Below are 25,035 nucleotides of genomic sequence, written 5' to 3'. Positions count from 1 at the left end.
ATAGCGTGGTCGTAGCCATCATTGCAACAATGACGGCAAGAACGGTTGCGACAATGATTGCAAGAACAGTGGCAACAGCTATCAAAGAAAACCATCGAAAACGGCGATCAATAGGAAAACCCAAATCTATTTATTTAACAGCTTATTTAAGCGTTCACGGTCTTGATCGCTCAGCTGTTGCGCATCTTTTGCCGCTTTTTTATTACCTCTTAGCAGCAGAAAAACCACCACAGCGGCCAGTAATAATAGACCGAAAGGGCCAAACCAAAGTAAGTATGTGAGAGGGTTTACTGGTGGCTCATACAAAACAAAATTTCCGTAGCGAGCAACCATAAATTCTAAAATCTCATCATCGCTATAGCCTTCATTCAGCAAGCGATAAACCTGTTGCCGAAGGTCCGCCGCAATGGGCGCATCAGAGTCGACAATATTCTGGTTTTGGCACTTAGGGCAACGCAGGATTACCGCTAGATCTTGGTAGCGTTCACGTAGCTCGCTATCGTTAAATTCAAAGGCTTCAATATTGGCGAATACTTTAGGCGCTAACGTCAAATTAATTGCAGCTATAACAAGGGCAAGTAACGCAACGACAAATACTCTTTTCCACTTTAACGCCATTTGTTCACCTCCGGCAGCAGTTCATTCAACCATACCTGCCGATCAATCACCCCCACAAAGCGGTAACGAACAATGCCATCTTTATCAACGATATAGGTTTCTGGTGCACCGTAAACCCCCAAATCCAAACCAACGCGACCATCGTTGTCATAGAGACTGAACTGATACGGATCCATGTATTCTTCTAGCCAACGAATCGCTTCTGGGCGGCTGTCTTTGTAATTTAAGCCAAAAATCTTTAACCCCGTATCCCGAGCAATACGAACCAATTCAGGGTGCTCTTGACGACAGGATACACACCAAGTTGCCCAAACATTAACCAGAGACACCTCACCTTTTAGCACGTCCTCTGTTAGTGCTGCCTCAGGATTTTTTACGGTCGATAGTGTAAAGCTTGGAAAAGGCTTACCCACCAAGGCAGAAGGCAGCTCCCGAGGATCGAGTTTTAGTCCTTGCCAAAGGAAAATCCCCATAATGAAAAAAACCACCAAAGGGATAAACAGCATTAAGCGACGCTTCATACCGAAGCTCCTGTAGTTTTTTTATCTAATATGGCTTGATTGTCTAAATTCGTGACGCTCTTATCCAAGCCAGAAACATTTTGTTCAGCACGTTCACTATTTGAACCGCCCACATCAGAGTCTTTGGTTTTAATATCACGGGCAGCCATGCGACGATAACGTTTATCAACAGCGGCCAATAGTCCACCTAATGTCATGACAACACCACCAATCCACAACCAGCGCACATAGGGTTTATGCTGAACACGCATCGCCCAAGCACCACCTTCAAGAGGCTCTCCCATGGCGACATAGATATCGCGGAAGATCCCCCAATCAATAGCCGCCTCAGTCATCACCTGATTACGGGCGATATAGCGGCGTTTTTGTGGATACATAACCGCTTCAAGCTCATCCTTATAATAAACCCGAATTTCAGCTTGTTCTGCGGTCCAGTTCGGGCCATCAACATGCTTAACTTCTTTCATTTCAAAGCGATATTCACCGGCATCGGCACTACCACCAGGAATCAACCGAACATCACGTTCCATAGTGTAATTCGCGACCATAGCCATACCCACAACAGTGATCGCTGCACCGATGTGCCCTAAGACCATCCCCCAGTAACTACGGCCTAAACTCACCAACCCTTTAGGTCCCCAGCCCTTATTTTTCAGCTTCTCGTTCATATCCCGCAGCTGAGTAAAGGTGATCCAGAAAGCAAGTGTCATACCAACAAAAACGTAGGTATTCCATGTGCCATCCATCATAAAGGGTAGAGCAGCCCCTAAGCCAAGACTCAAAACGCCCGCTAACCAGATGCGTTTTTTCAGTACCGAGAAGCTAATATCTTTCCAACGAGACGCAGGGCCAAGACCCATAAAGATGCCAAGTACACTCATAAGAGGCACAAACACAGCGTTAAAATACGGAGGGCCAACGGAAATTTTTCCTAAGCCCATCGCATCCAATAGCAATGGATACAGCGTTCCGAGCAACACCGTAACCATAACGATCACCAGTATGATGTTATTCAGCAGCAGGAAGAACTCACGGGAAAGCCAGCTAAAACCGATCTTCGCTTTTGCTTCTGGGGCACGTAGAGCATAAAGAACAAAAGAGCCACCAATACTGATCACCAGCATTGCCAGAATGTAATAGCCTCGATCAGGGTCGGTAGCAAAAGCATGCACCGAGGTCAAAACACCAGACCGAACTAAGAAGGTGCCTAATAAACTCAGTGAGAACGTAATAATAGCTAACAGCACGGTCCAGTTCTTGAAGACACCTCGCTTTTCGGTGACGGCAAGAGAGTGCATTAAGGCCGTCCCCACAAGCCACGGCATAAACGAGGCATTCTCTACCGGATCCCAGAACCACCAGCCGCCCCAGCCTAATTCGTAATAGGCCCACCAACTACCCAGGGCAATACCCAGCGTTAGAAAAGCCCAGGCGACGGATGTCCACGGGCGAGACCAGCGTGCCCATGCTGTATCAAGACGACCACCAATCAAAGCGGCAATGGCAAAAGCAAAGGCAACAGAGAAACCCACATATCCCATATAAAGCATAGGAGGATGAACGATTAGGCCAAAATCTTGCAGCAGTGGATTAAGATCACCACCATCGACAGGAAACTGTGGTAAATGCCGATCAAATGGATTTGACGTTAACAAAATAAAGGAGGTAAACCCTACGCTGATCATACCTAGCACAGAGATCACTCGCGCCAACATGTCATCCGGTAAGCTTTTACTGAACAGAGTGACAGCAAAACTCCAGGCTGCCAAAATCCAGACCCACAGCAGTAGAGAGCCTTCATGCCCACCCCATACGGCGCTAACTTTATAAGCATCGGGCAGTGCACTATTGGAGTTGTTTGCGACATAAACAACCGAGAAATCATCCGTGACAAAAGCATAGGCTAAAATAACCAATGCCAACGAGATAAAGAAAAACTGCCCCCATACCATCGGTGGACCATAGCTCATCCATCCAGTCATTTTGAGCTGAGCGCCCAATAGGGGAACAACAGCCTGAATAAGAGCCATCACTAACGCAATAATCAGCGCGTAGTGACCCAGTTCAGGGATCATAAGTCCGGTCATAGTAACCTCGGTGATGTCTAAAAAGCGTATTCTTTATTGCGATTTCAAATTAGGTAAAACAAATAGAAAAACGAGTTAAATAGAAAAACGGATAGCCTCACTTTCATATAAACTTAAGACCTTACAAAAATAAGCCGAAGGCCTAACAAAAAAAGCCCGATAAAAATCGGGATTTTTTTAACGCTTAACTACTCTATCGCAGCTGTTTCGGCACTGGCCTTCAGTGCCGCTTCAACTTCTGGCGGCATATAATTTTCATCATGTTTTGCCAGCACTTCCGAGGCCTCAAAGTCACCTTGGTCGTTCATCGAACCCATGGCAACAATACCTTGGCCTTCACGAAATAGATCCGGCAGGATGCCACTGTACTTAACAATAACCTCGTGCTTATAGTCGGTTACTGCAAACTGAACATCTAGGCTATCTCGTGCTCGCTCGATGCTACCTTCTACAACCATGCCCCCCGCACGAATCCGCTGCCCAACGGGTGCTTCACCTTGGGCGATCTGGGTTGGCGTATAGAACAGGTTGATATTTTCTGATAAGGCAAACAGCACCAAGCCAACGGCTACGGCAACAGCCGCAACCATAGAGCTGAGTAGAATAAGTTTCTTTTTACGTTTTGGATTCATGAGGATTGTTGCTCCCGACGCTGCTTACGCGCCTGCTCTTTAATCAACTGACGTTTGTGCATGACAGGCAAGACCACATTAATAACAATTAATACCGCACTCAACCCATACGCCAACCAGACATAAAGTCCGTGGCCGCCCATATTTAAAAACTCAGAAAAAGAATCAAAATACATTACTTTTTACTCAATAGTCCCTGAACCCAATGGGTACGTTTCTCCCGTTCTAAAATTTCATTACGGGTACGCATCATAAGAATTGTGCCAAAGAAACAATAAAAGCCGATAACCATCACTAAAAGTGGCACCCACATTTCAGCAGGCATCGCTGGCTTCTCCGTTAACGTGAAAGTGGCAGGCTGGTGCAGAGTATTCCACCACTCCACCGAGTATTTAATGATAGGAATATTAACAACCCCCACCAAGGAGAGAATAGCGCTGGCTCTCGCCCCCGACTGCTTACTATCAAATGCAGACTGAAGTGCTATAACACCAAAATAAAGGAACAAAAGAATAAGCATCGCCGTAAGACGGGCATCCCAAACCCACCATGCGCCCCATGTGGGTTTACCCCAAACGGCTCCGGTAAATAGTGCAATAAACGTCATGCTGGCACCGATAGGTGCGCAGGATTTAGCCACCATATCAGCCACTTTCATCTTCCAAATAAGCCCAACAGCGCCGGCCATCGCCATAAGAAAGAAAATAGACTGCGCTAAAATGGCGGCAGGAACATGGATATAGATAATCCGAAAACTGTTGCCTTGTTGATAATCTTCAGGGGCAAACGCTAAAGCCCAAACGGTGCCTGCAATCAAGAGCAGCGCCGATGCCACGGCAAACCAAGGAATCCAACGCCCCGTAATGTCATAAAACCACTTTGGCGAGCCCATTCGATGAAACCAAGCGACAAATGTTTTCCACATGATGCTTACTCAAACTCTCTTATTCGGTTAACCATTCAGGCTGATGCGTAATGCAGCACCCGCAGCTAAAGGTGCCATCACAAGGGCTACCATCAACATCGCCCCCATGATAGCGAGATGTCCTGCCACTGCCATACCATTAACCGCAGATATCACGGCTCCAGTTCCAAAGATCAAAACCGGAATATACAGAGGTAAAATCAGTAGCGTCATTAACACTCCGGTTCGACGCAAGCCCACCGTTAGTGCCGCGCCAATAGCACCAACCAAACTCAATGTCGGCGTTCCCATTAGCAATGTTAAAAACAGGGTGCTATAGCCTTCATCAGGCAAAAACATCATAACAGCAAGTAAAGGTGCCAACAGGGTTAGAGGCAGCCCTGTTACAAGCCAATGTACCAACACCTTAGATAACACCATAACGGCTAACGGATGCGGGCTAATCACAAGCTGTTCTAAAGAACCATCGGCCATATCCTGCTGAAACAGGCTATCCAAAGACAACAACGTCGCCAACAATGCAGCAACCCAAAGCACACCTGCTGCAATTTGTGCTAAAAATTCAGATTCAGGACTAATCCCCAAAGGAAAAAGAGTAACAACAATCGTAAAAAACAACAGAGGGTTTACAACATCAGAACGACGACGAAAGACCAATAGTAGATCTCGCTTTAAGGTTCCAGTAAATGCTCGCCAACTGCTAACCGAGATAACCTGAGGACTATATTTATCAGTAACCCGAAGACTATGTTTATCATTAGCCATCAAGTTTGCTCCGTTTCAGATTGCTGTCTCTGACCCAGCTGTATAACGTTAAGTTCCGTTGGCAGGGAAAGATTGTGATGCGTGGTCAAGATAACGCCCCCTCCGTTTTTAGCATGGTCAGCAATAAGCTGCTCAACCTCTTTAACCCCAGCCTGATCAATTGCAGTAAAAGGTTCATCCAAAATCCACAAAGGGGCACCCTGCAAAAATAAACGAGCCAAGGCCACGCGCCGATGCTGTCCTGCAGAGAGCGTATAGCAGGGCACATCTTCAAAGCCGGTTAATTTTACTTGAGCTAATGCGTGAAAAATCTGCTCTTTGTTGGCAGGATGGTAAAGTGATTGATACCAGCGGAGGTTTTCTTCAGGGGTCAAGTTAAGCTTAATACCCGGTTGATGGCCGATAAATAACAGGTTCTCACGAAATATATCGGGGTCGTCATGTATGGCGCGACCTTGGAAATAAAGTTCACCATCATAGTCAGGCAATAGGCCTGCAAGGATACGCAGCAGCGAGGTTTTACCCGTTCCATTAGGCCCCGCTACTTGCAACACATCGCCGCAATGCAGTTTAAAATCGAGATCTTTAAAAAGTAAACGATCATCTCGTTCACATGACAGACCTTGCCCTGATAGCAATACTTGCACGTATCTAACCTTTTTGATGAACCTGCCGATAATTACCTAAGCGGTTAAAACGGTCTAAAATAAATAGAACATTACCTGGGCAGGCGGCACCCAGATCAGCTTATAAAAGAGCGCACTTTACTACGATTCACTTTATTGCGCCACAGACCTGCATCAAGGTCTGCTTGGCATTTAAAGTGGCCTATAAACATGCTGTAGAAACAGGTTGTTATGTTAGATCAAGTCCTTCAGTCACGCGTCGACCAACAAATGATGGCTTTGATAGGAGCTATACGCTCTGCTGTCAGTGGCAGTACTGGCTTAAGCCAAGGCCAAACCGCTATGGCAGTTGTTCAAGTGCCTGAGACAGCCGCACCTCAAAATCAAAACTCTGGTGGTGGTGGAGCTTCATCGGGTCAATCGGGACAGCCTAGCCAAAGCACTCAAGTAGCCACTAACAGTGGCTCTACGCAGGCTTCTGGACAAAATCCAGCCCAAGCATCTGGGCAAATTGCCAATACATCGACACAAGCGACTCAAACACCTGCGCAAGCCGCCCAAATATCGACACAAGCCAGCCCAATGCCTGCGCAAGTGACCCACGCCGCAGCACAAGCTCAAGCATCCGTTGCCGCCGCAACTAATGCCGTGCTCGCTCAGGCAAGCGCCGCCCAAGCGACGGCTCAATCAACAGTAGCTCAGTCAACAACAGCTCAGACAGCAACTCAAGCCACAGTTCAAGCTCAAACGGCGGCGATTCAAACAGCAGCTCAAACTCAAGTAACCGCTCAAACAAACAGCCCGCAGACAGCACAAAATAATACCCAAGCAACACCTCAAACAGCTGCACAAGCTTTAGTTAATCAGGTTAATGCTCAAACAGCAGCAACGCTTGCCGCCGCCTTAGCCAATGCCACAAGTGGATTAACCAATACTGCAGGCGCAACTCGTACCGCTGGCACTGTGTTAAACCAACTAAGCAATCTTTTAGCATCTCCAACGGCAACACCACAGCCAACAGCATCCACAACATCTGTATCATCTACTCTATCGGCAGCATCGGCACCAGTAGCGGCAGGCTCAAATACAAATATTCATAGTACGGGCAATATTCCAGCATCGAATACGCCTCAGCCAACGGCTGCTTCAGCAGCACAAACCGCCCTGAGCAACCAGAATTTATCTATTCGGGTTATGATTCCCCAAACCGGTCAAACCGTTGAACTAACCCAAATAAAGCCATTGCCAGCGGGCACTCAGATGATGCTTCGACAGAGCGGTGGCGACCATGTTGATATTTTAAAGATTCAGTTACCACCACAAATTCAAACTAAAGCCGCTAGTACAACCGTTGTTGTTAATGAGCAAGCACTGCAAAAAGCCGCGCTACAGCAAACAACAATGAGCGCACTACGGGAAGCATTACCGCTACAAAAGCCAGTAACAGAGACGTTAACGACCCTTCAATCGTTATTACCTCAGTTACCGAGTGCTGTAAGAGACAACCCGATTATACAGCAAGCCTTACAAACTATTGAGAAAGCGACACTCAAGCTATCATCTGAAAGCGCCCCATCAGCTCAGACCGTAAAGCAGGGCGTGCAAAGAAGCGGCGTATTTCATGAGGCGGTTATGATGCAAGCGCTTCAGCAAGCCAGTGCAGCCCCGCAAGGAGCGCCGATAGCAGCCGTTGGCGATGACCTTAAAGGTGCATTTTTTCAGATTTTCCGCCAGTTAACGCGGGGGGGATCGAACGCTGAACGGGGACAAGACTCATCTGGTGGTAACCGTGGCAATGTCGATGCAGCCGATAGTAAGCAAAGCACCCAAGGCCAGCTTGTACGATCGCTACAAGAGGGGTTGGCTCGCGTTCGTAGTAATCAACTACAAAGTAGTCCTGCAGCTCGCGGGGCAGACCAAGGCGCGGCCACTCAAGGTGTACAAACAGATCTTCCTATCATGTTTAACAGTCAGCTGTCTGAGGTTAAGGTCAAAATTGAGCAAGAAATATGGCCAGAAGATCAACAGCCTACGGCGGATGAAGATTATCAACGCCGATGGGTTATTAATCTATCTTTTGCCCCACCAGAACTAGGCCAGCTACACGCCCGATTGCTTTATCAAGGCGAAAAGCTATCCACTCATCTTTGGGTTGAAGAAGATAGCCACTTGCCTAATGTCAGCAAGCAGCTACATGAATTAAAAGAACGTTTAAACAGTTTGGGTATTGTTGTCGAAGAAGTACGCTGCCAAGCTGGCAAGCCGGAAAGCAAACCTCAACCTGGGTTAGTGAGTTTAAAAGCATGAGTACACAGCCCCCAGAAAATATACCTCAGAAAAAAGCAGTGGCTCTACAATATGAAGGATTTTCAACACCAAGAGTCACCGCCAAGGGCGAACACTTACTTGCGGATGAAATTGTTCGACTAGCCCGCGAAAATGATATCCCAGTTTACGAAGATAAAGGCCTCGTTCAAGCCTTAGCTCAAGTAGATATTGGAGACGAAATTCCAGAGCTACTCTATATGGCTATCGCTGAAGTTATTGCCTTTATTTACCAATTAGAGCGCTCCCAGGGTGGTACAGAGCATATACGCAAAGATGTTTTAACTCGGCGAGACATGCTAAAAAATAAGTACAGCCCTTAGTAAAGATAAAGTCTATTAACGACAAATGAAACGTTCAGACGCAAAAAAGCACCCTCACAAGGGTGCCCTTTTGTTAATACATTAAAAATGATCAAATTTTACATAAGATCAATCAAAAACCGTATTAAAACTGGTCAAGTTCTGCGGCATTTGCTTTACGTTTTTTTAGCTCACTATGAACTAAAAAAATCAGATCAGCTTCCACCCTGGCCAAACTGCAATTATCAACAAGATCATCAGAGTTTGCCCCCATTTCAACAAGTCGAATGGCATAATTATACGGCAGGCTTCCTGAATCTTTTTGTTCAAGATCCGTTTGGCGCTCCATCGCTTGGTTCAGCTTTTTCTCAACTTCAAGTAAACGCTGCCCAACACCAATAGAACCAGTCCCCATAACATGAGTTTCATTCCGAAGCGACTGAATCAACATTTGCGTCTCATGTTTACTTCGCTCAAGCAATTTGCGCAGTGTCAGGGCTTGCATCAGCCCATACAATGCGATCAATACCGCAATAATTGCCACAGCCCAAAGAATGAGATTTACTAAAGAATCCTGCATAAACACTCAAAAGCCACAGATTACAGTGCTGCGACTTCTGCCCACTCCTCATCGCTCATCAATTTGTTAAGCTCAACCAGAATAAGCAGCTGGTTATTCTTATTACATACACCCTGAATAAACTTGGCACTTTCTTCATTACCAACATTCGGAGTTGTCTCAATCTCTGATTGACGCAAGTAAACCACTTCAGAAACGGAATCAACCATAATCCCCACAACTTGCTGATCAACTTCAATAATCACAATACGGGTAGAGTCTGTTGGTTCAGAGGTCATCAAACCAAAACGCTGACGCGTATCGATAACCGTAACAACATTACCCCGTAGGTTAATGATGCCAAGGACGTATGACGGCGCACCAGGAACTGGGGCAATTTCTGTATAGCGCAGTACTTCCTGAACCTGCATCACGTTGATGCCGTAAGTTTCGTCTGCTAGACGGAAAGTTACATACTGCAGAATCGGGTCATCAGATCCCGCTGAATTTTTAGCTTGAACAACATTTGCCATGCGAATGCTCCATCTAAATCGTCAGTTTTGTCGCTACAAAACCAATCTCTATTCATAACCGGCAAACCGGTCGATTATTCTTCGTCTGCCATAAGCGCCTGCAAATCTACAGGGACTTTATCGCTATCAAGTAATCGGGCAAATGCCGCTACATCAATTAAAGCACACATATGATCAACAACCGTACCCGCTAACCAAGGTCTACGACCAAGTTTGGTACGCCATTTAACTTCGCTAGGGTCGAGGGAGATCGCTTCGGCCACTTCATGGCAAGCTAACCCCCACTCACTATCATGTATTCTAATCGCAAATTTGAAATCGGGTTTATGATCACCCTTAATGCGTTCAGACATAACCCATTGAGCAGTATCGACCAAACCAACATTCATATTATTGGTTCGTACAATACCTAAAAACCAACCCGGTTGACCAAACAATGGCGTAGGTTCTTTTTCAAGTTTATGGATACCGCCTAGCTCAGCTAAAGGTACCGCAAGTTTCAAACCTTTTACCACAAACAATAAGCACTCAAAACGATTTTGAGCCCAATCAGGTCGGCCATTCGTCCAACCTTCATTTTGTTGAGGCTCCAATGACGTCGAAGCGATATCCGCGGTAGAGGCTACCGCAACCGTTTCTTCGGAGACCATGGTCTCCACAGCTTCTACTGCTACCGGCTCTGCAACGGCTGGCTCTACTGCAACAGGCTCTTGGGCAATCGATGTTTTAACAGCAGATTGAGTCTCGACTTCGACCTTAACCTCAGGCTCAGCAACCTTAAGCTCTGGCATCAAAATAGTCGGTAATTCTTTAAATGCTGTATCAAATTTTGGCTCAAAACTCTCGGCAGCTTGTTGTCGCTGACGAATTTGAGCGGCGGCTTCCCTAGCATAAGCCCGTGCAGATGGCGGTGCAAAAATACGAGCCCCAGTCTCATCTACGGTTGAGGATTCATCCGTGGACAACGGTTCACTAACCGCTGAAGGCTTGTCTACAGCTGAAGGCTCGTCAACAGTAGAGCCAGTATCAGATGAACCCGTATGCTTTGACTCCGTATCGGCAGAAGTAAAACTATCACTATTAGCTTGCCGTTCGGTGACAGCCTCAGCCTTGCTAACCGGTTCAACAGGGCTTTCAGGCTCGTCATATTCAGCAACATCTTGAAGCAAGGCCTCAAGATAACCTTCAATCGCCTCTTGTGGAGAGGAAAAGTCCTGCGAATCGTGAGCCATATTACTCAGCCCCCGGCTTTTGTCTGTGGTCGGATTGCTTCTCTAGCAATAGCTTAAGTAGCACATTATAAGCGTGTACACCCCGACTCTGCGAGTCCAACATAGACGGGGGCATTCCAGCCATACTGGCATCACGAAACTTAGTATCAACCGGAATCATTGAGTTCCAAATATTATCAGGATACGTATTTCGTAACATACGCAAACTTTGAACCGATGCCTGTGTTCTTCGATCATAAAGCGTTGGTACAATCGTGTACGGTAGCTCATTTTTTCGAGCCCGAGTCACCATCGTTAGTGTTCTCATCATTCTCTCAAGTCCCTTGATTGCAAGAAACTCTGTTTGTACTGGAATAATAAGATGCTCTGCTGAAGCAAGCGCATTGATCATCAACAATCCAAGCACCGGCGGGCTGTCTATCAAGACATAGTCGAAGCGACTCCACAATAACGCCAAGGCACGAGAAATGACCAATCCCATCCCTCCTTGAGAGCTCACTTGCCGCTCAAGGGTTGCCAAGGCGGTTGATGCCGGAATCAACTTTAACCGATCATGACCAGTATCCATCAATAAACTTTCTGGCAGATCTGCAGGGATATTTTTTCCCTGCTGAAATAGATCATAAGCACTTCTTTGAAGGCCATCAGGATCATATTTAAAATAACTGGTTAAGGAGCCATGAGGGTCAAGATCCAAAAGCAGTACTTGATGCCCCTGATCAGCAAGTAGGCCACCAAGGGTAACGGTTGAAGTTGTTTTGCCAACTCCACCTTTTTGATTGGCAACAGCCCAAACGTGCATGAAAGTATCCCTTATTTGCCAGTTATATTTGCTATATTTATTTTAGCTGTATTTATTCTAATATAATTACTAATTAAATATGCAAGATTAAAAATGCTAACGACACCGTAAGCTTATTCAGATTTTAGCCTAACGTGACACATCGGATGATAATCGACGACCAATGTCATTCAAATCTAAAACCTCATCTGACAACCCAGCTTTTGCTACAGCCATAGGCATACCATAAATAACAGAACTGTTCTCATCTTGAGACCAAATCGTTGCACCATGTTCTTTTAACATTCGACAGCCATCACGACCATCGGAACCCATTCCCGTCATAATGACAGCAAGGATTTTTCCTCGAATAGCATTGGCCGCAGAGCCAAAAGTCACATCAACACAAGGCTTGTAGTTAAGTCGTTCATCCCCAGGTAAAATGCGAACACAGTTACCACGTTTATCAACAACCATCTGCTTTCCACCCGGTGCTAATAAAGCAACCCCGGCCTTAAGCTGATCACCATCTTGCGCTTCCTTTACCTGTATTTGGCAAAGTGTATTCAGTCGCTCAGCAAAAGCACCGGTAAAAGCAGCAGGCATATGCTGAACAAGAAGTAGCGGCGCAGGAAAGTTAGCAGGTAGTTGAGTCAGCACCATCTGCAAAGCCATTGGCCCACCCGTTGAGGTGCCAATTGTAACTAAATCAAAATGACGAGGCTGGGCTTTGGTATGAACCGTAGACTCTGTCCGTCTCGGTGCTGCCACCGAAGGGGTAATACTAGAAACAGGTCGCTCAGAGCGAACAGAAACCGGCGTTCTTGATGTCGATACCGTTGGTCGAGATATCGGTGTCGTAGGCCTCACTATTGGCGTTCGCTCAGGGCGATAAGCTGACGCTAGAGCACCACGACGACTCCTTGAGACTTCAATCACCTTTTCACAAAGAGCTTTAGCTAGTTCATCTGGCCGCCGAGAAATATCTTCAAAATTTTTCGGCAAGTAATCCACTGCACCAGCTTCAAGAGCGCCCAATGTGATACGCGCTCCTTCATGGGTTAATGACGAGAACATTAACACTGGCACAGGAGCTTTCTGCATAATCTCACGAACCGCAGAAATACCATCTAATACAGGCATTTCATAGTCCATGGTAATAACATCGGGCTTCAGCTCTATCGCTTTTTCAACAGCTTCGCGGCCATTACTTGCTGTACCAATCGGCTTAATACGTGCATCAGTGCTTAATAATTCACACACTCGACGCCGAAAGAAACCCGAATCATCAACCACTAAAACCGTTATTGGCATATCAGGTCCTTAAACCGTTTAACGGGAACTTCTGGCGTAGTGCTTAAGTATCCCAGGAATATCCAGAATCAAAGCAATGCGACCATCACCAGTAATGGTTGCACCTGCCATACCCGGAGTTCCATGCAACATGTCACCCAGCGGCTTAATAACCACTTCTTCCTGTCCGATCAATTGATCAACAACAAAGCCAACTTTCTGGGTGCCAACAGAGACAACAACAACATGAGCATTCTTAAGATCACGACTCACATCGGAACCTTTTACAAGCCATTCTTTTAAATAAAATAGCGGCAATGTTTTCTCACGGATAACTAAAACTTCTTGCCCATCAACAATATTAGCTCGTGAAATATCTAGCTGGAAAATTTCATTAACATTAACGAGAGGCAGTGCGAACGTTTGCTGACCTAGCATCACCATCAAAGTTGGCATAATCGCAAGCGTCAGAGGCACTTTAATAATGATTTTGGAGCCTTTGCCTTCCTCTGACCAAACATTAATGGTGCCATTGAGTTGTGAGATTTTTGTCTTCACAACATCCATGCCAACGCCACGGCCTGAAACATCAGAAATTTCGTCTTTAGTTGACAAACCTGCAGCAAAAATCAGGTTAAAGGCTTCTTGATCCGTTAAGCGGTCTGCCGCGTCTTGATCAAGCTGACCTTTTTCTACCGCTTTGTTACGCAAAACGACAGGATTCATACCTGCACCATCATCACTGATAGTTAACAAAATATGATCACCTTCCTGCTCGGCAGAAAGCAAAACTTCACCAACTCTTGGCTTACCTTTCCGTTCACGATCCTCAGGACCTTCAATACCATGATCAACAGCGTTACGTACTAAGTGAACAAGAGGATCTGCTAAAGCTTCAACTAAGTTTTTATCTAAATCGGTATCTTCACCAACAAGACGTAAGCTAATCTCTTTTTTCAGCTTACGAGACAGATCTCGTACCACTCGCGGAAAGCGGCCAAAAACTTTCTTAATAGGCTGCATCCGCGTTTTCATTACCGATGTTTGCAGATCCGCCGTGACCACATCAAGGTTAGAAACAGCCTTGGCAACTTCTGAGTCAGAGCTTTGTCCACCAAGTCGAACCAGTCGGTTACGAACCAATACTAGCTCGCCCACCATATTCATAATGTCATCGAGACGGCTTGTATCAACTCGAACGGTTGTTTCTGCGACAGGTGCAGCCTCTTTCTTCGGAGCCACTTTTTTCTGGGCAGCAGAAGCTTGAGCGACAGCAGCCGGTGGTTTCGCTACGGCGACAGGAGTTACAGGAGCAGCAGGAGCCACAGGGGCAGCATTAGATTCCGCCTCATTCTGGGACGGTGCCACAGGAGAACCATTTTTTCCATGCAACTCATCAAGAAGTGCTTCGAACTCATCATCAGTGATAAGGTCGCTATCACCGCCAGGCACTGCACTACCAGACACTGCACTACCAGGCACTACAGTGGGATCTGGCGGACTAACAGCCGTTGGTGACTTTCCAGAGCCATGGAGCTGATCAAGAAGCGCTTCAAACTCGTCTTCAGTGATCTCATCACTATTGGAAGCAGCAGGATTAGAAGCAACAGGTGCGCTAACGACAGGGGGTTGTGGCGCGGTAGGCGATCCACCACCGTGTAGTGCGTCTAGTAGTGATTCAAATTCAGCATCAGTAATATCACCTTCTGCATCCTGTACTGCAGAAGCAGGCGCCGCCGCAGCTTCTTGTGCAGTAGCGGTCACAGCGGTTTCCTGCGCAACCGCGACTTCAGGTTCAGCAACAGGTTCTGCGGCTTCAGGTTGTGCAAAAAATCCTAGCTGCGATATCAGTTCAGGGTCAGCATTATCAGGCATCTGTCCACTGCGAACTTCTTCGAACATTTCGTTCACAGTGTCTAATGCACTTAGAACGGTATCCATCAATTCAGGGGTAACAGTCCGCTGATGCTTCCTTAATGTATCAAAGACATTTTCTGCAACATGGCAGCAATCAACTAACGGTGAAAGCTGGAGGAAACCTGCACCGCCCTTAACTGTATGGAAACCGCGAAAAATAGCGTTCAGGAGGTCAGGGTCATCTGGGGACTGTTCCAGATCAACCAACTGCTCAGACAGTAATTCAAGGATTTCTCCAGCTTCAATCAAGAAGTCCTGTAAAATGTCCTGATCGACTTCAAAGCTCATCCATACTTCTCCTTAAAAGCCGAGACTTGACAGCAGGTCGTCAACTTCATCCTGCCCGGAAACAGTATCTTCCCGTTTTTCGGCATTAACAATCGGGCCCTCAGGAGCACACGCGTCCTGTTCAGCCGGATTACTCTTGTCATGCTGGATGCCAGTCATTTTATCTACTTGGCCAGCCATACATACTAAATTAACAAGATTCTCTTCGATTTCTTGAACAAGGGTGATTACTTTAATCAACACCTGTCCCGTCAAATCCTGATAGCCTTGAGCAAGTAAAATGTCATTAAAGTTATTCGATAGCGTACCCGCTTGCTCTTCGGACTCCTTCAAAAATCCATCGATCTTACGGTAAAGATCTCGAAACTCATCAGGTTTCATTTCACGTCGAACTAAGCGCGCCCAATCTTTCCTTAGTGCAGCAGCTTGCTCTCGCAAGCGTTCAGCAACAGGGGCGCTCTCATCCACCTTATCCATGGTTTGGTTTGCAGCATCCTGTGTCATTTTAATGACATAATTCAACCGATCTGTCGCATTAGCCATCTGCGACATCTCTTCTGAAACAGGATTGCCCGCACCAACATCAATATGAAAATTAGTTATAGCGTCATGCAAAGCTCGAGTTAACCGGCCTACTTCCAGATACAAGTTACGATTTCGCTCATCATGAATACGCTGAATCAAGTTTACGGCATCACTAAGATTGCCACTTTCAACTTTCTCAAGCAATTCAGAGGTACTTTCTTTAAGTATCTGTTCGAACTCACTTACTTGCTGTTCGCCCGAGCTTTTCAGAGCCATAACCTGAAACCTTTATCGTAATGAATGTCTGTTTACTGGCCGCTTCCCAACAACAGATTACTGCTGTTCTAAACGCTCGAAAATTTTCTCAATTTTCTCTTTCAGCACAGCTGCGGTAAACGGCTTAATAATGTAGCCATTAACACCAGCTTGCGCAGCAGCAACAATTTGCTCACGTTTAGCTTCCGCTGTAACCATAAGAATAGGCAGATCTTTTAGCTTAGGATCAGCACGACAAGTTTTAAGCAGGTCAAAACCTGTCATACCTGGCATATTCCAATCGGTCACTAGAAAATCAAAGTTACCTGTTTCCAGTAAAGGGATAGCGGTCAAACCATCATCTGCTTCATGTGTGTTTGCAAAACCCAAATCACGAAGTAGGTTTTTAACAATTCGTCTCATGGTGGAAAAATCATCCACAATGAGAATCTTCATATTCTTATCCAAGGCAACCTCCACTTACCCAATTTGCCACTATTTAGAATACTACATTTATTCATTTATCAAATATATATAATGTAATCATTTCCACTCAGATAAACGCGATCGAAGCCTTAATGCGGCCTGACTGTGTATCTGACTGACTCTAGACTCGCTAACATCAAGCACTGAACCTATCTCTTTTAGGTTAAGACCTTCTGTATAGTATAAAGCCAATACCATTCTTTCCCGTTCAGGAAGTGCGGCAATAGCATTTGCTAAAGCCTCTTGAAAAGCATTACCCTCCACGGCTGCATCTGGTTCAGGTGAACCTTCATCGGGCAGTTCAAAACTATTGTCTTCATTACCCGTTATCTCATCAAAGCTAAAAAGTTTGGTACCTGCTGTATCTTGTACATAACTATTGTACTCCGTTACAGAAACACCCATCTCTGAAGCAATTTCATTATCTTTAGCATCACGCCCTGTTCGGGATTCAACAACTTTAATCGCCTCAGAAACCCGTCGACTGTTTCTATGCACGGATCGAGGAGCCCAGTCATAACGCCGAACCTCATCAATCATTGCACCCCGGATACGAATAGAGGCGTAGGTCTCAAAACTAGCCCCCTTGGTACCATCAAACTTCTGAGAAGCCTCGATTAAACCAATCATGCCAGCCTGAACAAGGTCATCAAGCATCACCGTAGACGGTAAACGATTTAAGAGGTGCTGTGCGACTCTCTTCACAAGAGGTGCATGTTGGTCAATAAGGCCACTGCAACCATCTTTACCGGGGTAATACATGCCTGAATTAAGAACCAGAGCCATAGATAGTGACCTCCTGTCTCTATCGTTCCGAGTTCTGGTGAGATTCTTGCTGCTCAAGCAGATCCAAAGCCCTGCTAACCAGCAATCCTACATCACCAGACCGAAGATCATCAGGTATTTTCTGTCCGCTCGCGATATAAGCAAGCGGCAAGCGATTATCTGCAATAAGACTAACAACTTCCCCTGCACTAATAGCTTCATCCAACTTTGTGACAACACAACCATTTAAACCATGGCGGCGATAGGTATCATAAGTTGACTGAAGTACCTGCTGTTGACTCGTAGCCCCAAGCACCAAGTATTTTCTAATACGAACAGAGGCGGCTTCAAGTAGTGAAAACTGCTCTTTCATATTAGGATCTTGAACACTAAGCCCTGCGGTATCAATCAGTACCAGCGCCTTGCTTTTTAAAGACTTTAGCGTGTTATCAAGGCTGTGCGTCTCATCGACAACCCTTACAGGTACACCGAGAATACGTCCAAAAGTTCTGAGTTGCTCATAAGCCGCGACACGATAGCAATCTGTCGTCACCAAAGCCAAACTGTCAGGGCCATATTTAAGCACATAACGCGCCGCAAGCTTACCAATAGTCGTTGTTTTCCCAACACCGGTCGGCCCCATTAAAGCGACAATGCCACCTTGATCAACAACATCAGACCCTGTAGCCAGAACACTTGAACGTACCTGTTCAATAGCTTTCTCCCAAGCGTCAGAAAACTCAACATCATCGTCAAGCCCAAGAGCCTCAATAACCCGAGCAGAAAAATGCTCTGACAACCCCATACGGCGTAACCGTTTATGCAGCATCGCTTCAACAGGTTTTCGCTCTGACAGTGTGTCCTTCATCTGCTCTCGCAGCAGCTCACGTAATCCTTGAATCTCAGACTGCATCGCCTTCATTGCAGCGCTTTCTGGCGTTTGACTGCGCCGGTGCGTATTTTCTAAAGTATCAACCATAGCTTCAGCCTGACTAAATTGACGCTCTTTTGCTTTGGCTTGGAATGCCGTACCAACATTATTCGATACTTGATCAGTTTTACCCGATTGCTCAATAACTTCTTTAGCTTTCGCCAAAGCATCGGCTAGCGAATCTGTTAATGCATCACTATTTTCTGGATCAATCCGCTCACTAGGCTCTCTTAAGATACTTGCGTCATAATCTACTGCAGTCACAATTTCAACGCCGCCAGCTACCTTATTATTCGATAAAATAGCAGCATCAGCACCAAATTCATCTCGAACTAACTTCATGGCTTGACGCATATCAGGAGCAAAGAAACGTTTAACTTTCATAAATAGCCGTATCCTTCGTTATTTTGGTAGCCATGGAAACTCATCAACCTACAAAGTAAAATTATCTTACTAAATTTCATCCTGCTCTACTGCTGACCTACTGTCGCTACAATTGTTATCTGTTTGTTATCAGGAATTTCTTGATAGGACAGTACATGCACAGACTGGGCACTATACCGCACAAATCTGGCAAGTACTTGCCGTATAGGAGCGGCTACGACCAATACCGCAGGATTCCCTATCATCTCTTGCTGCTGAGATACTTCAGCGAGCGACTGCTGTAAGCGCTCTGCCATTGCAGGCTCTAATATTAAGTTGTCATCAACACTGGATTGCGCAGCCTGCTGCACTGATTGAAGCAAAATCTGTTCCAACTTAGGTTCCAAAGTAATAACCGGCAGATCTGTACTTGGCCCACATATCGATTGAACAATAGATCGAGATAATGCGATACGAACGGAAGTCGTCATTTGTCCGATATCTCTCGTACTCTGAGCGGTCTCTACAAGAGATTGTGCGATCGTTCTGAAATCTCGAATAGAAACACTTTCCTGCAATAAATTCTGAATAATTTTGAGCAATTGATTAAGCGAGAGGCTATCCGGTACCAACTGATCAGAAAGCTTAGGAGAGTGGCGACCAAGAGCATCCATAAGATGTTGAATATCATCATGGCCAATTAACTCGTGCGCATAGTTCTGCATAATCTGGTTCAACTGAGTCGCGATAACCGTACTTGAATCCACGACAGTATAACCAAGAGCCTGAGCCTCATCACGATCCTGAGCCTCAATCCATACGGCATCTAAACCAAAAGCAGGATCTTTACCTTCGATACCCGATATCTCACCAAAAACTTGACCAGGGTTAATAGCCATCTCTCTATCAGGATAAACCTCGGCTTCCGCCACGACGACACCTTTTAACAAAATCCGATAAATCGTCAGAGATAACTCTAGGTTATCTCTAATATGAACAGAGGGTACAAGAAAACCTAGCTCTTGAGATAGTTTTTTACGAATACCTTTAATACGCCCTAGCAGCTGCCCACCTTGACTCTTATCAACCAGAGGGATTAAACGGTAACCCACTTCAAGACCTAAAAGGTCAATCATAGGCACATCACTCCAACCCAATTCTTTCTGGTTAACAGTTGCCTCATCAGGTAAAGGCATATCGGGACCTTTCTTTTGCGCCGCCAACTCCTGCTCCACTTTCTTTTCCGTGTAGAACTTTATTGAGTAAGCCCCTAAGGCTGCTAATGCCGCAAGCCCTAGGAAAGCAACGTGAGGCATGCCAGGGATAATACCCATCAAGGTTAAAATTACCGCAGTAACCGTCAAGGCTTGAGGCGTAGCAAACATCTGCCCACCAACCTGCTGACCAATACTTTGATCACTGTTGACACGAGTTACCATGATCGCCGCCGCAACTGAAAGCAATAACGACGGAATCTGAGCAACCAAACCATCACCAATGGTCAACAGAACATATTTTTCTAGTGCATCAGCAAATTCAAGATCATGCTGCATAACACCAATGCCTAAACCACCAATAACGTTAATAACCAAAATTAATATGCCAGCGACAGCATCACCACGAACAAACTTACTCGCACCATCCATCGCACCGTAAAAATCTGCTTCATTGGCTACATCAGCCCGACGCTGCTTTGCTTCTTCCTGGTTAATCAGGCCTGCGTTTAAATCCGCATCAATAGCCATCTGTTTACCAGGCATTGCATCCAAGGTAAAGCGAGCGCTTACCTCAGAGATACGCCCCGCACCCTTAGTAATTACCACAAAATTGATAATCATCAAAATCAGGAATACGACTAAACCAACAACATAGTTGCCACCAATAAGCACCGCACCAAAGGCTTCAATAACCTTACCTGCAGCAGCGCCACCTTCATGGCCGTTAAGTAAAACAATACGGGTAGACGCAACGTTTAGAGCTAAACGAAGCAAGGTAGCAACAAGGAGGATCGTGGGAAAAACAGCAAAATCTAAAGGACGTAATGAATAAACTGCCACCAAAAGAATAAGTATGGATAAGGCAATATTAAAGGTAAACAATAGATCCAGAAGGAGCACGGGTACAGGTAATGTCATCATGCCTAATAGCACGAGAATGAGCACGGGTATCCCGATACCTGTAAGCGGTAGGTTTTTTAACCTGCTTATGATCTGTGTACGTTCCATTGTTGCCCTTGTTTGCTGGCAGTCAGAATTAATTTTAGGCTAATGCTACCAACAATACTATAACAGGCAAAGTGTTAAGCAACTGCTTAATTTCTTTACTTTTTGTACTCAGAAGGAATCTCAGGTGACGGAGTTTTCCCTGGATGACTTCCCTTACCTGTCTTTGACTGCTTCAGCTGATATACGTACGCTAGGACTTGTGCTACTGCCATATAAAGTCCTTCCGGAATCACATCACCAATCTCCGTGCTATAGTAAATTGCTCGAGACAAAGGGGGAATCTGTAAAATAGGAATATCATTAGCATCGCCTATCTCTCGAATTTTCATCGCAACCTCATCACCGCCTTTAGCGAGCAATTCAGGAGCCCCCATCCCATTTTCGTCATATTTCAAAGCAACAGCAAAATGCGTCGGGTTAGTAATAATAACATCGGCCTGAGGGACATCAGACATCATTCTTCGGTTTGCCATTTCACGCTGCAGCTGTCGAATGCGGCCTTTAACTTCCGGTTTACCCTCAGTGTTTTTCATTTCATCTTTGACTTCTTGTAAAGTCATTCTCATTTTTTCATTGTACTGATGCAGCTGAAACGGTACATCAATCAATACAATCATAATTAATGAAGCACTAATCCAGATCGCCACCCAGGCTAAAATCTCTAACATTCTGCCAAAGGCATACTCCGGAGCCATCCAAGATAGCGAAGGTAACTCCATCCGATAGGCTAAAAAAACAAAAATAGCGGAAATACCAACGACGGCAACCTTACCTATTGACTTAAGTAGTTCTACTAGAGAATTCATGGAAAATAAGCGCTTGATACCCTCAATAGGATTCAACCGACTAAATTTAGGTGCTAAAGCTTGTGTACTAAAGTTCCACCCACCCAAAGAAATAGGCGCGATTAATGCCGCTAAAATAAGAACCCCCATGGTAGGCAGCATACCGATAAAGCTTTCTTTGACCGAATGAGTCAAATGTCGAAAAAGCCCCTGAGTATCAAAAATATCCTCACGGGATATTGTGAAATTATAGCGAAAAACGCTTTTCAAGGCATCGGCGATAATAGGCCCCAACACCAGCAAGGCTGCTGCTGCAACCAGCGTTAACAGCATGGTATTTAGATCTTTTGATCGGGGAACATCGCCTTTTTCACGGGCCTCTTGAATGCGCTTACTGGTGGGCTCTTCGGTTTTTTCCTGCCCATCTTCATTTTCTTTTGCCATTAATAGGCCCTCGACTCAATCCAATCATTAAGAAACGTCAGGCCAAACTCAAAAACCGCTTCAAAATGTGAGGTCAGCGTTGTCAGGCCGATCCAAGCAATAAGAAGGCTAAAGGTCATCATAAACGGGAAACCTAATGAGAAAACATTCAACTGAGGTGCTGCGCGGGTCACGATACCTAACCCAGCTTGTACCATCAAAAGTGCGGTAACCCCTGGAATAACAATTAGAAAAGCAGAGGCGAACATCCACCCTCCCATATTGACCAATTCCCAAAGAAACTCTCGATCAATACCGCTATAGCCAATAGGTATCATTCGAAAACTATCAGCCAGAATTTGTATCAGCGCTAGATGCCCATTCAGACTAACAAACAATAAGTTAGCGCCAATCACCAAAAACTGAGCAACAACAGTTGTGTTAACCCCGTTAGCAGGATCCGCCATTGACGCAAAACCTAAACCAGCCTGCATAGCGTACATTTGCCCAGCAAGAGCAAATACTTGATACACCACTTGAATGACAAAGCCAAAAGCCACGCCAATCATTACCTGTTGAGCAATAACCAGAAATGCTTCGATTGAGATCAAGTCTATTTGCGGTACATCAGGCACCATAGGCAGAATGGCTAAAGTGACAACCAAGGCTAAAAGTAGCCGAACATTTGACGGCAACGTTTGCGAGCCGATCAAAGGTACTGCCATAAAAAAGCCAGCAACTCGGAATAACGGCCATAGAAAGCCTGCAACCCACTCAATGATCATCGTATCTGAGATCTGATACGGCATCAGCTTTAGCCTATTAGAAAGGGAATATTTGAATACAATCGAGTTGCGAATTCGACAAGGGAGCGAACCATCCAAGGCCCTGCAATAACAATAGCCATAAGCGTTGTGAACAATCTTGGTAGAAAGCTCAAGGTTTGTTCATTAATTTGTGTGGCGGCCTGAAAGACACTAATAATCAAGCCCACGATCAAACTAGGTACAACCATAACCGCCACAATAAGCATAATAAGAAACATAGCTTCGCGCAGGATATCGGTAACAACGGATGGCGTCATAGCTAACCCGCTCCAAAACTTGAGGCTAGAGTTCCCATAACCAGGGCCCAACCATCAATTAACACAAATAGCATAATTTTAAACGGCAACGAGATAATAATAGGCGATAGCATCATCATACCCATTGCCATTAAAATACTGGCAATAACCAAATCAATAACGAGAAAGGGGATAAAGACAATAAAGCCAATCTGAAAGGCTGTTTTTAATTCACTAGTCATAAACGCCGGTACAAGCACGCTAAAAGGAATCTCATCGGTGGATCGAATAATATTATGACCAGCAATTCGAGCGAAAAGATCAACATGATCCTCCCGTGTTTGAGCTAACATAAATTCTGTTATAGGTTTTTTCGCCAATTGAACGGCTTCAAGGGCCGTTACATCTTCTGACAAATAAGGCTGCAAGGCACTGACATTTATCTCTTCCCAAACCGGAGTCATGATAAAAAAGGTTAGGAATAATGCCAACCCAATCAAAATCTGATTTGATGGTGACTGCTGCAAACCCAATGCTTGGCGTAAAATAGCAAAAACAATGATGATCCGAGTGAAAGATGTCATCATGACCAAGGCAGCTGGAATAAACGTCAGCGCCGTCATGATGGCAAGAATTTGGATCGTTACAGTATAGCTCTGAGTGCCATCTTCACCAGTAACCAACGTCAGTGCAGGAATGCCTGTGTCAGCAAAAGCTCCAGTGCTTGCCAATAACCCCAAGGCAAAAAGTAATACAAATCGAAGCATTAATTCTTTTCCCTATTCGCTTTGAAGCCTTGCAGGATTTTTCCAAAATGTACATCACTTGAAGCAGTCCCGTTGGGCAATCCAATGGGGGCCTCTGGGAAAACATGCAAACATTCAATCCCTGATGACGAAACGCCTAAAACCATCTGAGTACCTGCGACATCAACCAACATTAACCGCTCTTTGTTACCTAAAGCCATGGTTGAGAGCACAGTTATATGCTTATTCCCCATCTTGCCAACACCCGGTGCAAAACGCTTAACAAGCCAAGCCAACGCGAAAATAAGAATCAAGACGATAGCTAAAGAGAAAGCCACATCTTCAATACCTGTCGTAGCCGTTCCGGCTTGAAAGCTAGATGCTGCTTGCTTTTCACTGGCTTCAGATACAGTTTGAGCCCGCACAGGCGAGCTCAAACATAATCCAAAAACAATAACAAATAAGTAGCTTTTCTTAAGCTGCAGCTTTGTACAATATTGCTTTAGGTTTAACGACATAAACAACCAATTATCGAAGCTTACGAATACGCTCGGATGGACTAACAACGTCCGTCAAACGAATACCAAACTTTTCATTCACCATAACAACCTCTCCATGAGCAATTAAAGTACCGTTCACTTTAACGTCAAGAGGTTCACCTGCTAATCGATCCAGCTCAATAACAGAACCCTGATTCAACTGCAGAAGGTTACGAATCGCAATTTCAGTACTACCAACTTCCATCGCAATGGTAACAGGAATATCCATAATAACGTCTAGATTAGGATTATCATCATCCATATTTCCAACGCTATCATCTTCTAGATATTCAAGTGGCGCTGTTTCAATATCGTCTTCAGAGAGACCGTCTGACGTCTCTTGCTCAGACAGCGCCGCAGCCCAATCATCTTCGCCAGAGGCAGATTGCTCTCCCATAGCCGCATCCCAATCATCAGCGGAATCAGTTGTTCCTTGCTCATCCATTGCTGCAGCCCAATCATCACCCATGCCATCAGGGTTCAGTTCATTATTTTCGTCACTCATAACTCACCGCCAGTCCTGTT

At 45.3% G+C, this 25,035-nt stretch carries 27 protein-coding genes; 2 read left to right on the top strand and 25 right to left on the bottom strand.

Annotated features, from left to right (window positions below; all coding sequences use genetic code 11):
• Positions 1–126 precede the first annotated feature (126 nt).
• The 8 genes from G517_RS0113210 to ccmA all read right to left on the bottom strand — a co-directional run bounded on the left by G517_RS0113210 (position 127) and on the right by ccmA (position 6,195).
• Positions 127–618: a cytochrome c-type biogenesis protein gene (locus G517_RS0113210; protein ID WP_084632229.1), complete on the bottom strand. Its 492-nt coding sequence runs from the start codon at positions 616–618 to the stop codon at positions 127–129.
• Positions 609–1,139, bottom strand: coding sequence for a DsbE family thiol:disulfide interchange protein (locus G517_RS0113205; RefSeq protein WP_028304800.1), 531 nt, complete (start codon positions 1,137–1,139; stop codon positions 609–611). The genes G517_RS0113210 and G517_RS0113205 overlap by 10 nt, the downstream gene beginning before the upstream one ends.
• Positions 1,136–3,214, bottom strand: coding sequence for a heme lyase CcmF/NrfE family subunit (locus G517_RS19190; protein WP_169447917.1), 2,079 nt, complete (start codon positions 3,212–3,214; stop codon positions 1,136–1,138). The genes G517_RS0113205 and G517_RS19190 overlap by 4 nt, the downstream gene beginning before the upstream one ends.
• A gap of 200 nt (positions 3,215–3,414) precedes the next feature.
• Positions 3,415–3,858, bottom strand: a complete 444-nt coding sequence (ccmE, locus tag G517_RS0113195) for a cytochrome c maturation protein CcmE (protein WP_028304799.1) — start codon at positions 3,856–3,858, stop codon at positions 3,415–3,417.
• Positions 3,855–4,034 (bottom strand): heme exporter protein CcmD, encoded by a 180-nt coding sequence (ccmD, locus tag G517_RS0113190; protein ID WP_028304798.1) that lies wholly within the window; start codon positions 4,032–4,034, stop codon positions 3,855–3,857. The genes ccmE and ccmD overlap by 4 nt, the downstream gene beginning before the upstream one ends.
• Positions 4,034–4,783, bottom strand: a complete 750-nt coding sequence (locus tag G517_RS0113185) for a heme ABC transporter permease (RefSeq protein WP_036591504.1) — start codon at positions 4,781–4,783, stop codon at positions 4,034–4,036. Before G517_RS0113185 ends, ccmD begins: the two co-directional genes overlap by 1 nt.
• 27 nt (positions 4,784–4,810) lie before the next feature.
• On the bottom strand, positions 4,811–5,548 hold the full coding sequence (ccmB, locus tag G517_RS0113180; RefSeq protein ID WP_036591501.1) for a heme exporter protein CcmB: 738 nt from the start codon (positions 5,546–5,548) through the stop codon (positions 4,811–4,813).
• Positions 5,548–6,195 (bottom strand): cytochrome c biogenesis heme-transporting ATPase CcmA, encoded by a 648-nt coding sequence (gene ccmA / locus G517_RS0113175; protein ID WP_028304795.1) that lies wholly within the window; start codon positions 6,193–6,195, stop codon positions 5,548–5,550. The genes ccmB and ccmA overlap by 1 nt, the downstream gene beginning before the upstream one ends.
• Before the next feature lie 210 nt (positions 6,196–6,405).
• On the opposite strand from ccmA, the gene fliK reads away from it, so the two are divergent.
• Together fliK and G517_RS19185 are read left to right on the top strand one after the other, a co-directional pair.
• A complete protein-coding gene (fliK, locus tag G517_RS0113170; RefSeq protein WP_028304794.1) occupies positions 6,406–8,481 on the top strand; it encodes a flagellar hook-length control protein FliK in 2,076 nt (691 codons plus the stop codon).
• Positions 8,478–8,822 (top strand): EscU/YscU/HrcU family type III secretion system export apparatus switch protein, encoded by a 345-nt coding sequence (locus G517_RS19185; RefSeq protein ID WP_051206391.1) that lies wholly within the window; start codon positions 8,478–8,480, stop codon positions 8,820–8,822. The genes fliK and G517_RS19185 overlap by 4 nt, the downstream gene beginning before the upstream one ends.
• Positions 8,823–8,946: 124 nt before the next feature.
• Here G517_RS19185 and G517_RS0113160 read toward each other — a convergent pair whose 3' ends face one another.
• The 17 genes from G517_RS0113160 to fliN all read right to left on the bottom strand — a co-directional run bounded on the left by G517_RS0113160 (position 8,947) and on the right by fliN (position 25,015).
• Complete coding sequence (locus G517_RS0113160) at positions 8,947–9,381, bottom strand: DUF2802 domain-containing protein (RefSeq protein ID WP_028304793.1); 435 nt, start codon at positions 9,379–9,381, stop codon at positions 8,947–8,949.
• A gap of 20 nt (positions 9,382–9,401) precedes the next feature.
• Complete coding sequence (locus G517_RS0113155; RefSeq protein ID WP_028304792.1) at positions 9,402–9,893, bottom strand: chemotaxis protein CheW; 492 nt, start codon at positions 9,891–9,893, stop codon at positions 9,402–9,404.
• 74 nt (positions 9,894–9,967) lie between these two features.
• Positions 9,968–11,125 carry a chemotaxis protein CheW gene (locus G517_RS19180; RefSeq protein WP_051206390.1) on the bottom strand — a complete coding sequence of 386 codons (1,158 nt, stop codon included), beginning with the start codon at positions 11,123–11,125 and terminating at the stop codon, positions 9,968–9,970.
• Position 11,126: 1 nt separating this feature from the next.
• Positions 11,127–11,927 carry a ParA family protein gene (locus tag G517_RS0113145; RefSeq protein WP_028304791.1) on the bottom strand — a complete coding sequence of 267 codons (801 nt, stop codon included), beginning with the start codon at positions 11,925–11,927 and terminating at the stop codon, positions 11,127–11,129.
• Positions 11,928–12,056: 129 nt separating this feature from the next.
• Positions 12,057–13,220 carry a protein-glutamate methylesterase/protein-glutamine glutaminase gene (locus G517_RS0113140; protein WP_028304790.1) on the bottom strand — a complete coding sequence of 388 codons (1,164 nt, stop codon included), beginning with the start codon at positions 13,218–13,220 and terminating at the stop codon, positions 12,057–12,059.
• Between the two features lie 18 nt (positions 13,221–13,238).
• Positions 13,239–15,404, bottom strand: a complete 2,166-nt coding sequence (locus tag G517_RS0113135; RefSeq protein WP_028304789.1) for a chemotaxis protein CheA — start codon at positions 15,402–15,404, stop codon at positions 13,239–13,241.
• 12 nt (positions 15,405–15,416) lie between these two features.
• Positions 15,417–16,205 carry a protein phosphatase CheZ gene (locus tag G517_RS0113130; protein WP_036591499.1) on the bottom strand — a complete coding sequence of 263 codons (789 nt, stop codon included), beginning with the start codon at positions 16,203–16,205 and terminating at the stop codon, positions 15,417–15,419.
• 57 nt (positions 16,206–16,262) lie between these two features.
• The gene (locus G517_RS0113125; RefSeq protein WP_425413774.1) at positions 16,263–16,640 is read right to left on the bottom strand and encodes a chemotaxis response regulator CheY; all 378 of its coding nucleotides are present in this window, start codon (positions 16,638–16,640) and stop codon (positions 16,263–16,265) included.
• Between the two features lie 87 nt (positions 16,641–16,727).
• A complete protein-coding gene (locus G517_RS0113120) occupies positions 16,728–17,456 on the bottom strand; it encodes an RNA polymerase sigma factor FliA (RefSeq protein WP_211224296.1) in 729 nt (242 codons plus the stop codon).
• A gap of 19 nt (positions 17,457–17,475) precedes the next feature.
• Positions 17,476–18,750 carry a flagellar biosynthesis GTPase FlhF gene (gene flhF, locus G517_RS19175; protein ID WP_051206389.1) on the bottom strand — a complete coding sequence of 425 codons (1,275 nt, stop codon included), beginning with the start codon at positions 18,748–18,750 and terminating at the stop codon, positions 17,476–17,478.
• A gap of 86 nt (positions 18,751–18,836) precedes the next feature.
• Positions 18,837–20,954, bottom strand: coding sequence for a flagellar biosynthesis protein FlhA (gene flhA, locus G517_RS0113110; RefSeq protein ID WP_028304785.1), 2,118 nt, complete (start codon positions 20,952–20,954; stop codon positions 18,837–18,839).
• Positions 20,955–21,049: 95 nt separating this feature from the next.
• On the bottom strand, positions 21,050–22,183 hold the full coding sequence (flhB, locus tag G517_RS0113105) for a flagellar biosynthesis protein FlhB (protein WP_028304784.1): 1,134 nt from the start codon (positions 22,181–22,183) through the stop codon (positions 21,050–21,052).
• Complete coding sequence (gene fliR / locus G517_RS19170) at positions 22,183–22,971, bottom strand: flagellar biosynthetic protein FliR (RefSeq protein WP_084632225.1); 789 nt, start codon at positions 22,969–22,971, stop codon at positions 22,183–22,185. Before fliR ends, flhB begins: the two co-directional genes overlap by 1 nt.
• 5 nt (positions 22,972–22,976) lie before the next feature.
• Positions 22,977–23,246 carry a flagellar biosynthesis protein FliQ gene (gene fliQ / locus G517_RS0113095; RefSeq protein ID WP_028304783.1) on the bottom strand — a complete coding sequence of 90 codons (270 nt, stop codon included), beginning with the start codon at positions 23,244–23,246 and terminating at the stop codon, positions 22,977–22,979.
• Between the two features lie 2 nt (positions 23,247–23,248).
• Positions 23,249–23,992, bottom strand: a complete 744-nt coding sequence (fliP, locus tag G517_RS0113090) for a flagellar type III secretion system pore protein FliP (RefSeq protein ID WP_028304782.1) — start codon at positions 23,990–23,992, stop codon at positions 23,249–23,251.
• The gene (gene fliO, locus G517_RS20255; protein ID WP_157833199.1) at positions 23,992–24,408 is read right to left on the bottom strand and encodes a flagellar biosynthetic protein FliO; all 417 of its coding nucleotides are present in this window, start codon (positions 24,406–24,408) and stop codon (positions 23,992–23,994) included. The genes fliP and fliO overlap by 1 nt, the downstream gene beginning before the upstream one ends.
• 91 nt (positions 24,409–24,499) lie before the next feature.
• A complete protein-coding gene (gene fliN, locus G517_RS0113080) occupies positions 24,500–25,015 on the bottom strand; it encodes a flagellar motor switch protein FliN (protein WP_102043373.1) in 516 nt (171 codons plus the stop codon).
• Positions 25,016–25,035 lie beyond the last annotated feature (20 nt).

The sequence above is a fragment of the Oceanospirillum maris DSM 6286 genome (genome assembly GCF_000422865.1).
GTDB lineage: Bacteria > Pseudomonadota > Gammaproteobacteria > Pseudomonadales > Halomonadaceae > Oceanospirillum > Oceanospirillum maris.
Note: the sequence above shows the minus strand (reverse complement) of the source record. Positions and strands in the feature narration are given on the sequence as shown.

What these genes read in the sequence shown, in the direction of transcription:
- G517_RS0113120 (WP_211224296.1), bottom strand. Translation starts at nt 17,456, where the DNA reads ATGGCTCTGGTTCTTAATTCAGGCATGTATTACCCCGGTAAAGATGGT.
- fliR (WP_084632225.1), bottom strand. Translation starts at nt 22,971, where the DNA reads ATGCCGTATCAGATCTCAGATACGATGATCATTGAGTGGGTTGCAGGC.
- G517_RS0113155 (WP_028304792.1), bottom strand. Translation starts at nt 9,893, where the DNA reads ATGGCAAATGTTGTTCAAGCTAAAAATTCAGCGGGATCTGATGACCCG.
- G517_RS19180 (WP_051206390.1), bottom strand. Translation starts at nt 11,125, where the DNA reads ATGGCTCACGATTCGCAGGACTTTTCCTCTCCACAAGAGGCGATTGAA.
- G517_RS0113140 (WP_028304790.1), bottom strand. Translation starts at nt 13,220, where the DNA reads ATGCCAATAACGGTTTTAGTGGTTGATGATTCGGGTTTCTTTCGGCGT.
- G517_RS0113145 (WP_028304791.1), bottom strand. Translation starts at nt 11,927, where the DNA reads ATGCACGTTTGGGCTGTTGCCAATCAAAAAGGTGGAGTTGGCAAAACA.
- flhA (WP_028304785.1), bottom strand. Translation starts at nt 20,954, where the DNA reads ATGGAACGTACACAGATCATAAGCAGGTTAAAAAACCTACCGCTTACA.
- G517_RS0113130 (WP_036591499.1), bottom strand. Translation starts at nt 16,205, where the DNA reads ATGGCTCTGAAAAGCTCGGGCGAACAGCAAGTAAGTGAGTTCGAACAG.
- G517_RS0113205 (WP_028304800.1), bottom strand. Translation starts at nt 1,139, where the DNA reads ATGAAGCGTCGCTTAATGCTGTTTATCCCTTTGGTGGTTTTTTTCATT.
- G517_RS0113135 (WP_028304789.1), bottom strand. Translation starts at nt 15,404, where the DNA reads ATGAGCTTTGAAGTCGATCAGGACATTTTACAGGACTTCTTGATTGAA.
- flhF (WP_051206389.1), bottom strand. Translation starts at nt 18,750, where the DNA reads ATGAAAGTTAAACGTTTCTTTGCTCCTGATATGCGTCAAGCCATGAAG.
- G517_RS19190 (WP_169447917.1), bottom strand. Translation starts at nt 3,214, where the DNA reads ATGATCCCTGAACTGGGTCACTACGCGCTGATTATTGCGTTAGTGATG.
- fliP (WP_028304782.1), bottom strand. Translation starts at nt 23,992, where the DNA reads ATGCTTCGATTTGTATTACTTTTTGCCTTGGGGTTATTGGCAAGCACT.
- G517_RS19185 (WP_051206391.1), top strand. Translation starts at nt 8,478, where the DNA reads ATGAGTACACAGCCCCCAGAAAATATACCTCAGAAAAAAGCAGTGGCT.
- fliQ (WP_028304783.1), bottom strand. Translation starts at nt 23,246, where the DNA reads ATGACGCCATCCGTTGTTACCGATATCCTGCGCGAAGCTATGTTTCTT.
- ccmB (WP_036591501.1), bottom strand. Translation starts at nt 5,548, where the DNA reads ATGGCTAATGATAAACATAGTCTTCGGGTTACTGATAAATATAGTCCT.
- G517_RS0113210 (WP_084632229.1), bottom strand. Translation starts at nt 618, where the DNA reads ATGGCGTTAAAGTGGAAAAGAGTATTTGTCGTTGCGTTACTTGCCCTT.
- G517_RS0113160 (WP_028304793.1), bottom strand. Translation starts at nt 9,381, where the DNA reads ATGCAGGATTCTTTAGTAAATCTCATTCTTTGGGCTGTGGCAATTATT.
- G517_RS0113185 (WP_036591504.1), bottom strand. Translation starts at nt 4,783, where the DNA reads ATGTGGAAAACATTTGTCGCTTGGTTTCATCGAATGGGCTCGCCAAAG.
- flhB (WP_028304784.1), bottom strand. Translation starts at nt 22,183, where the DNA reads ATGGCAAAAGAAAATGAAGATGGGCAGGAAAAAACCGAAGAGCCCACC.
- fliK (WP_028304794.1), top strand. Translation starts at nt 6,406, where the DNA reads ATGTTAGATCAAGTCCTTCAGTCACGCGTCGACCAACAAATGATGGCT.
- G517_RS0113125 (WP_425413774.1), bottom strand. Translation starts at nt 16,640, where the DNA reads ATGAAGATTCTCATTGTGGATGATTTTTCCACCATGAGACGAATTGTT.
- fliN (WP_102043373.1), bottom strand. Translation starts at nt 25,015, where the DNA reads ATGAGTGACGAAAATAATGAACTGAACCCTGATGGCATGGGTGATGAT.
- ccmD (WP_028304798.1), bottom strand. Translation starts at nt 4,034, where the DNA reads ATGTATTTTGATTCTTTTTCTGAGTTTTTAAATATGGGCGGCCACGGA.
- ccmE (WP_028304799.1), bottom strand. Translation starts at nt 3,858, where the DNA reads ATGAATCCAAAACGTAAAAAGAAACTTATTCTACTCAGCTCTATGGTT.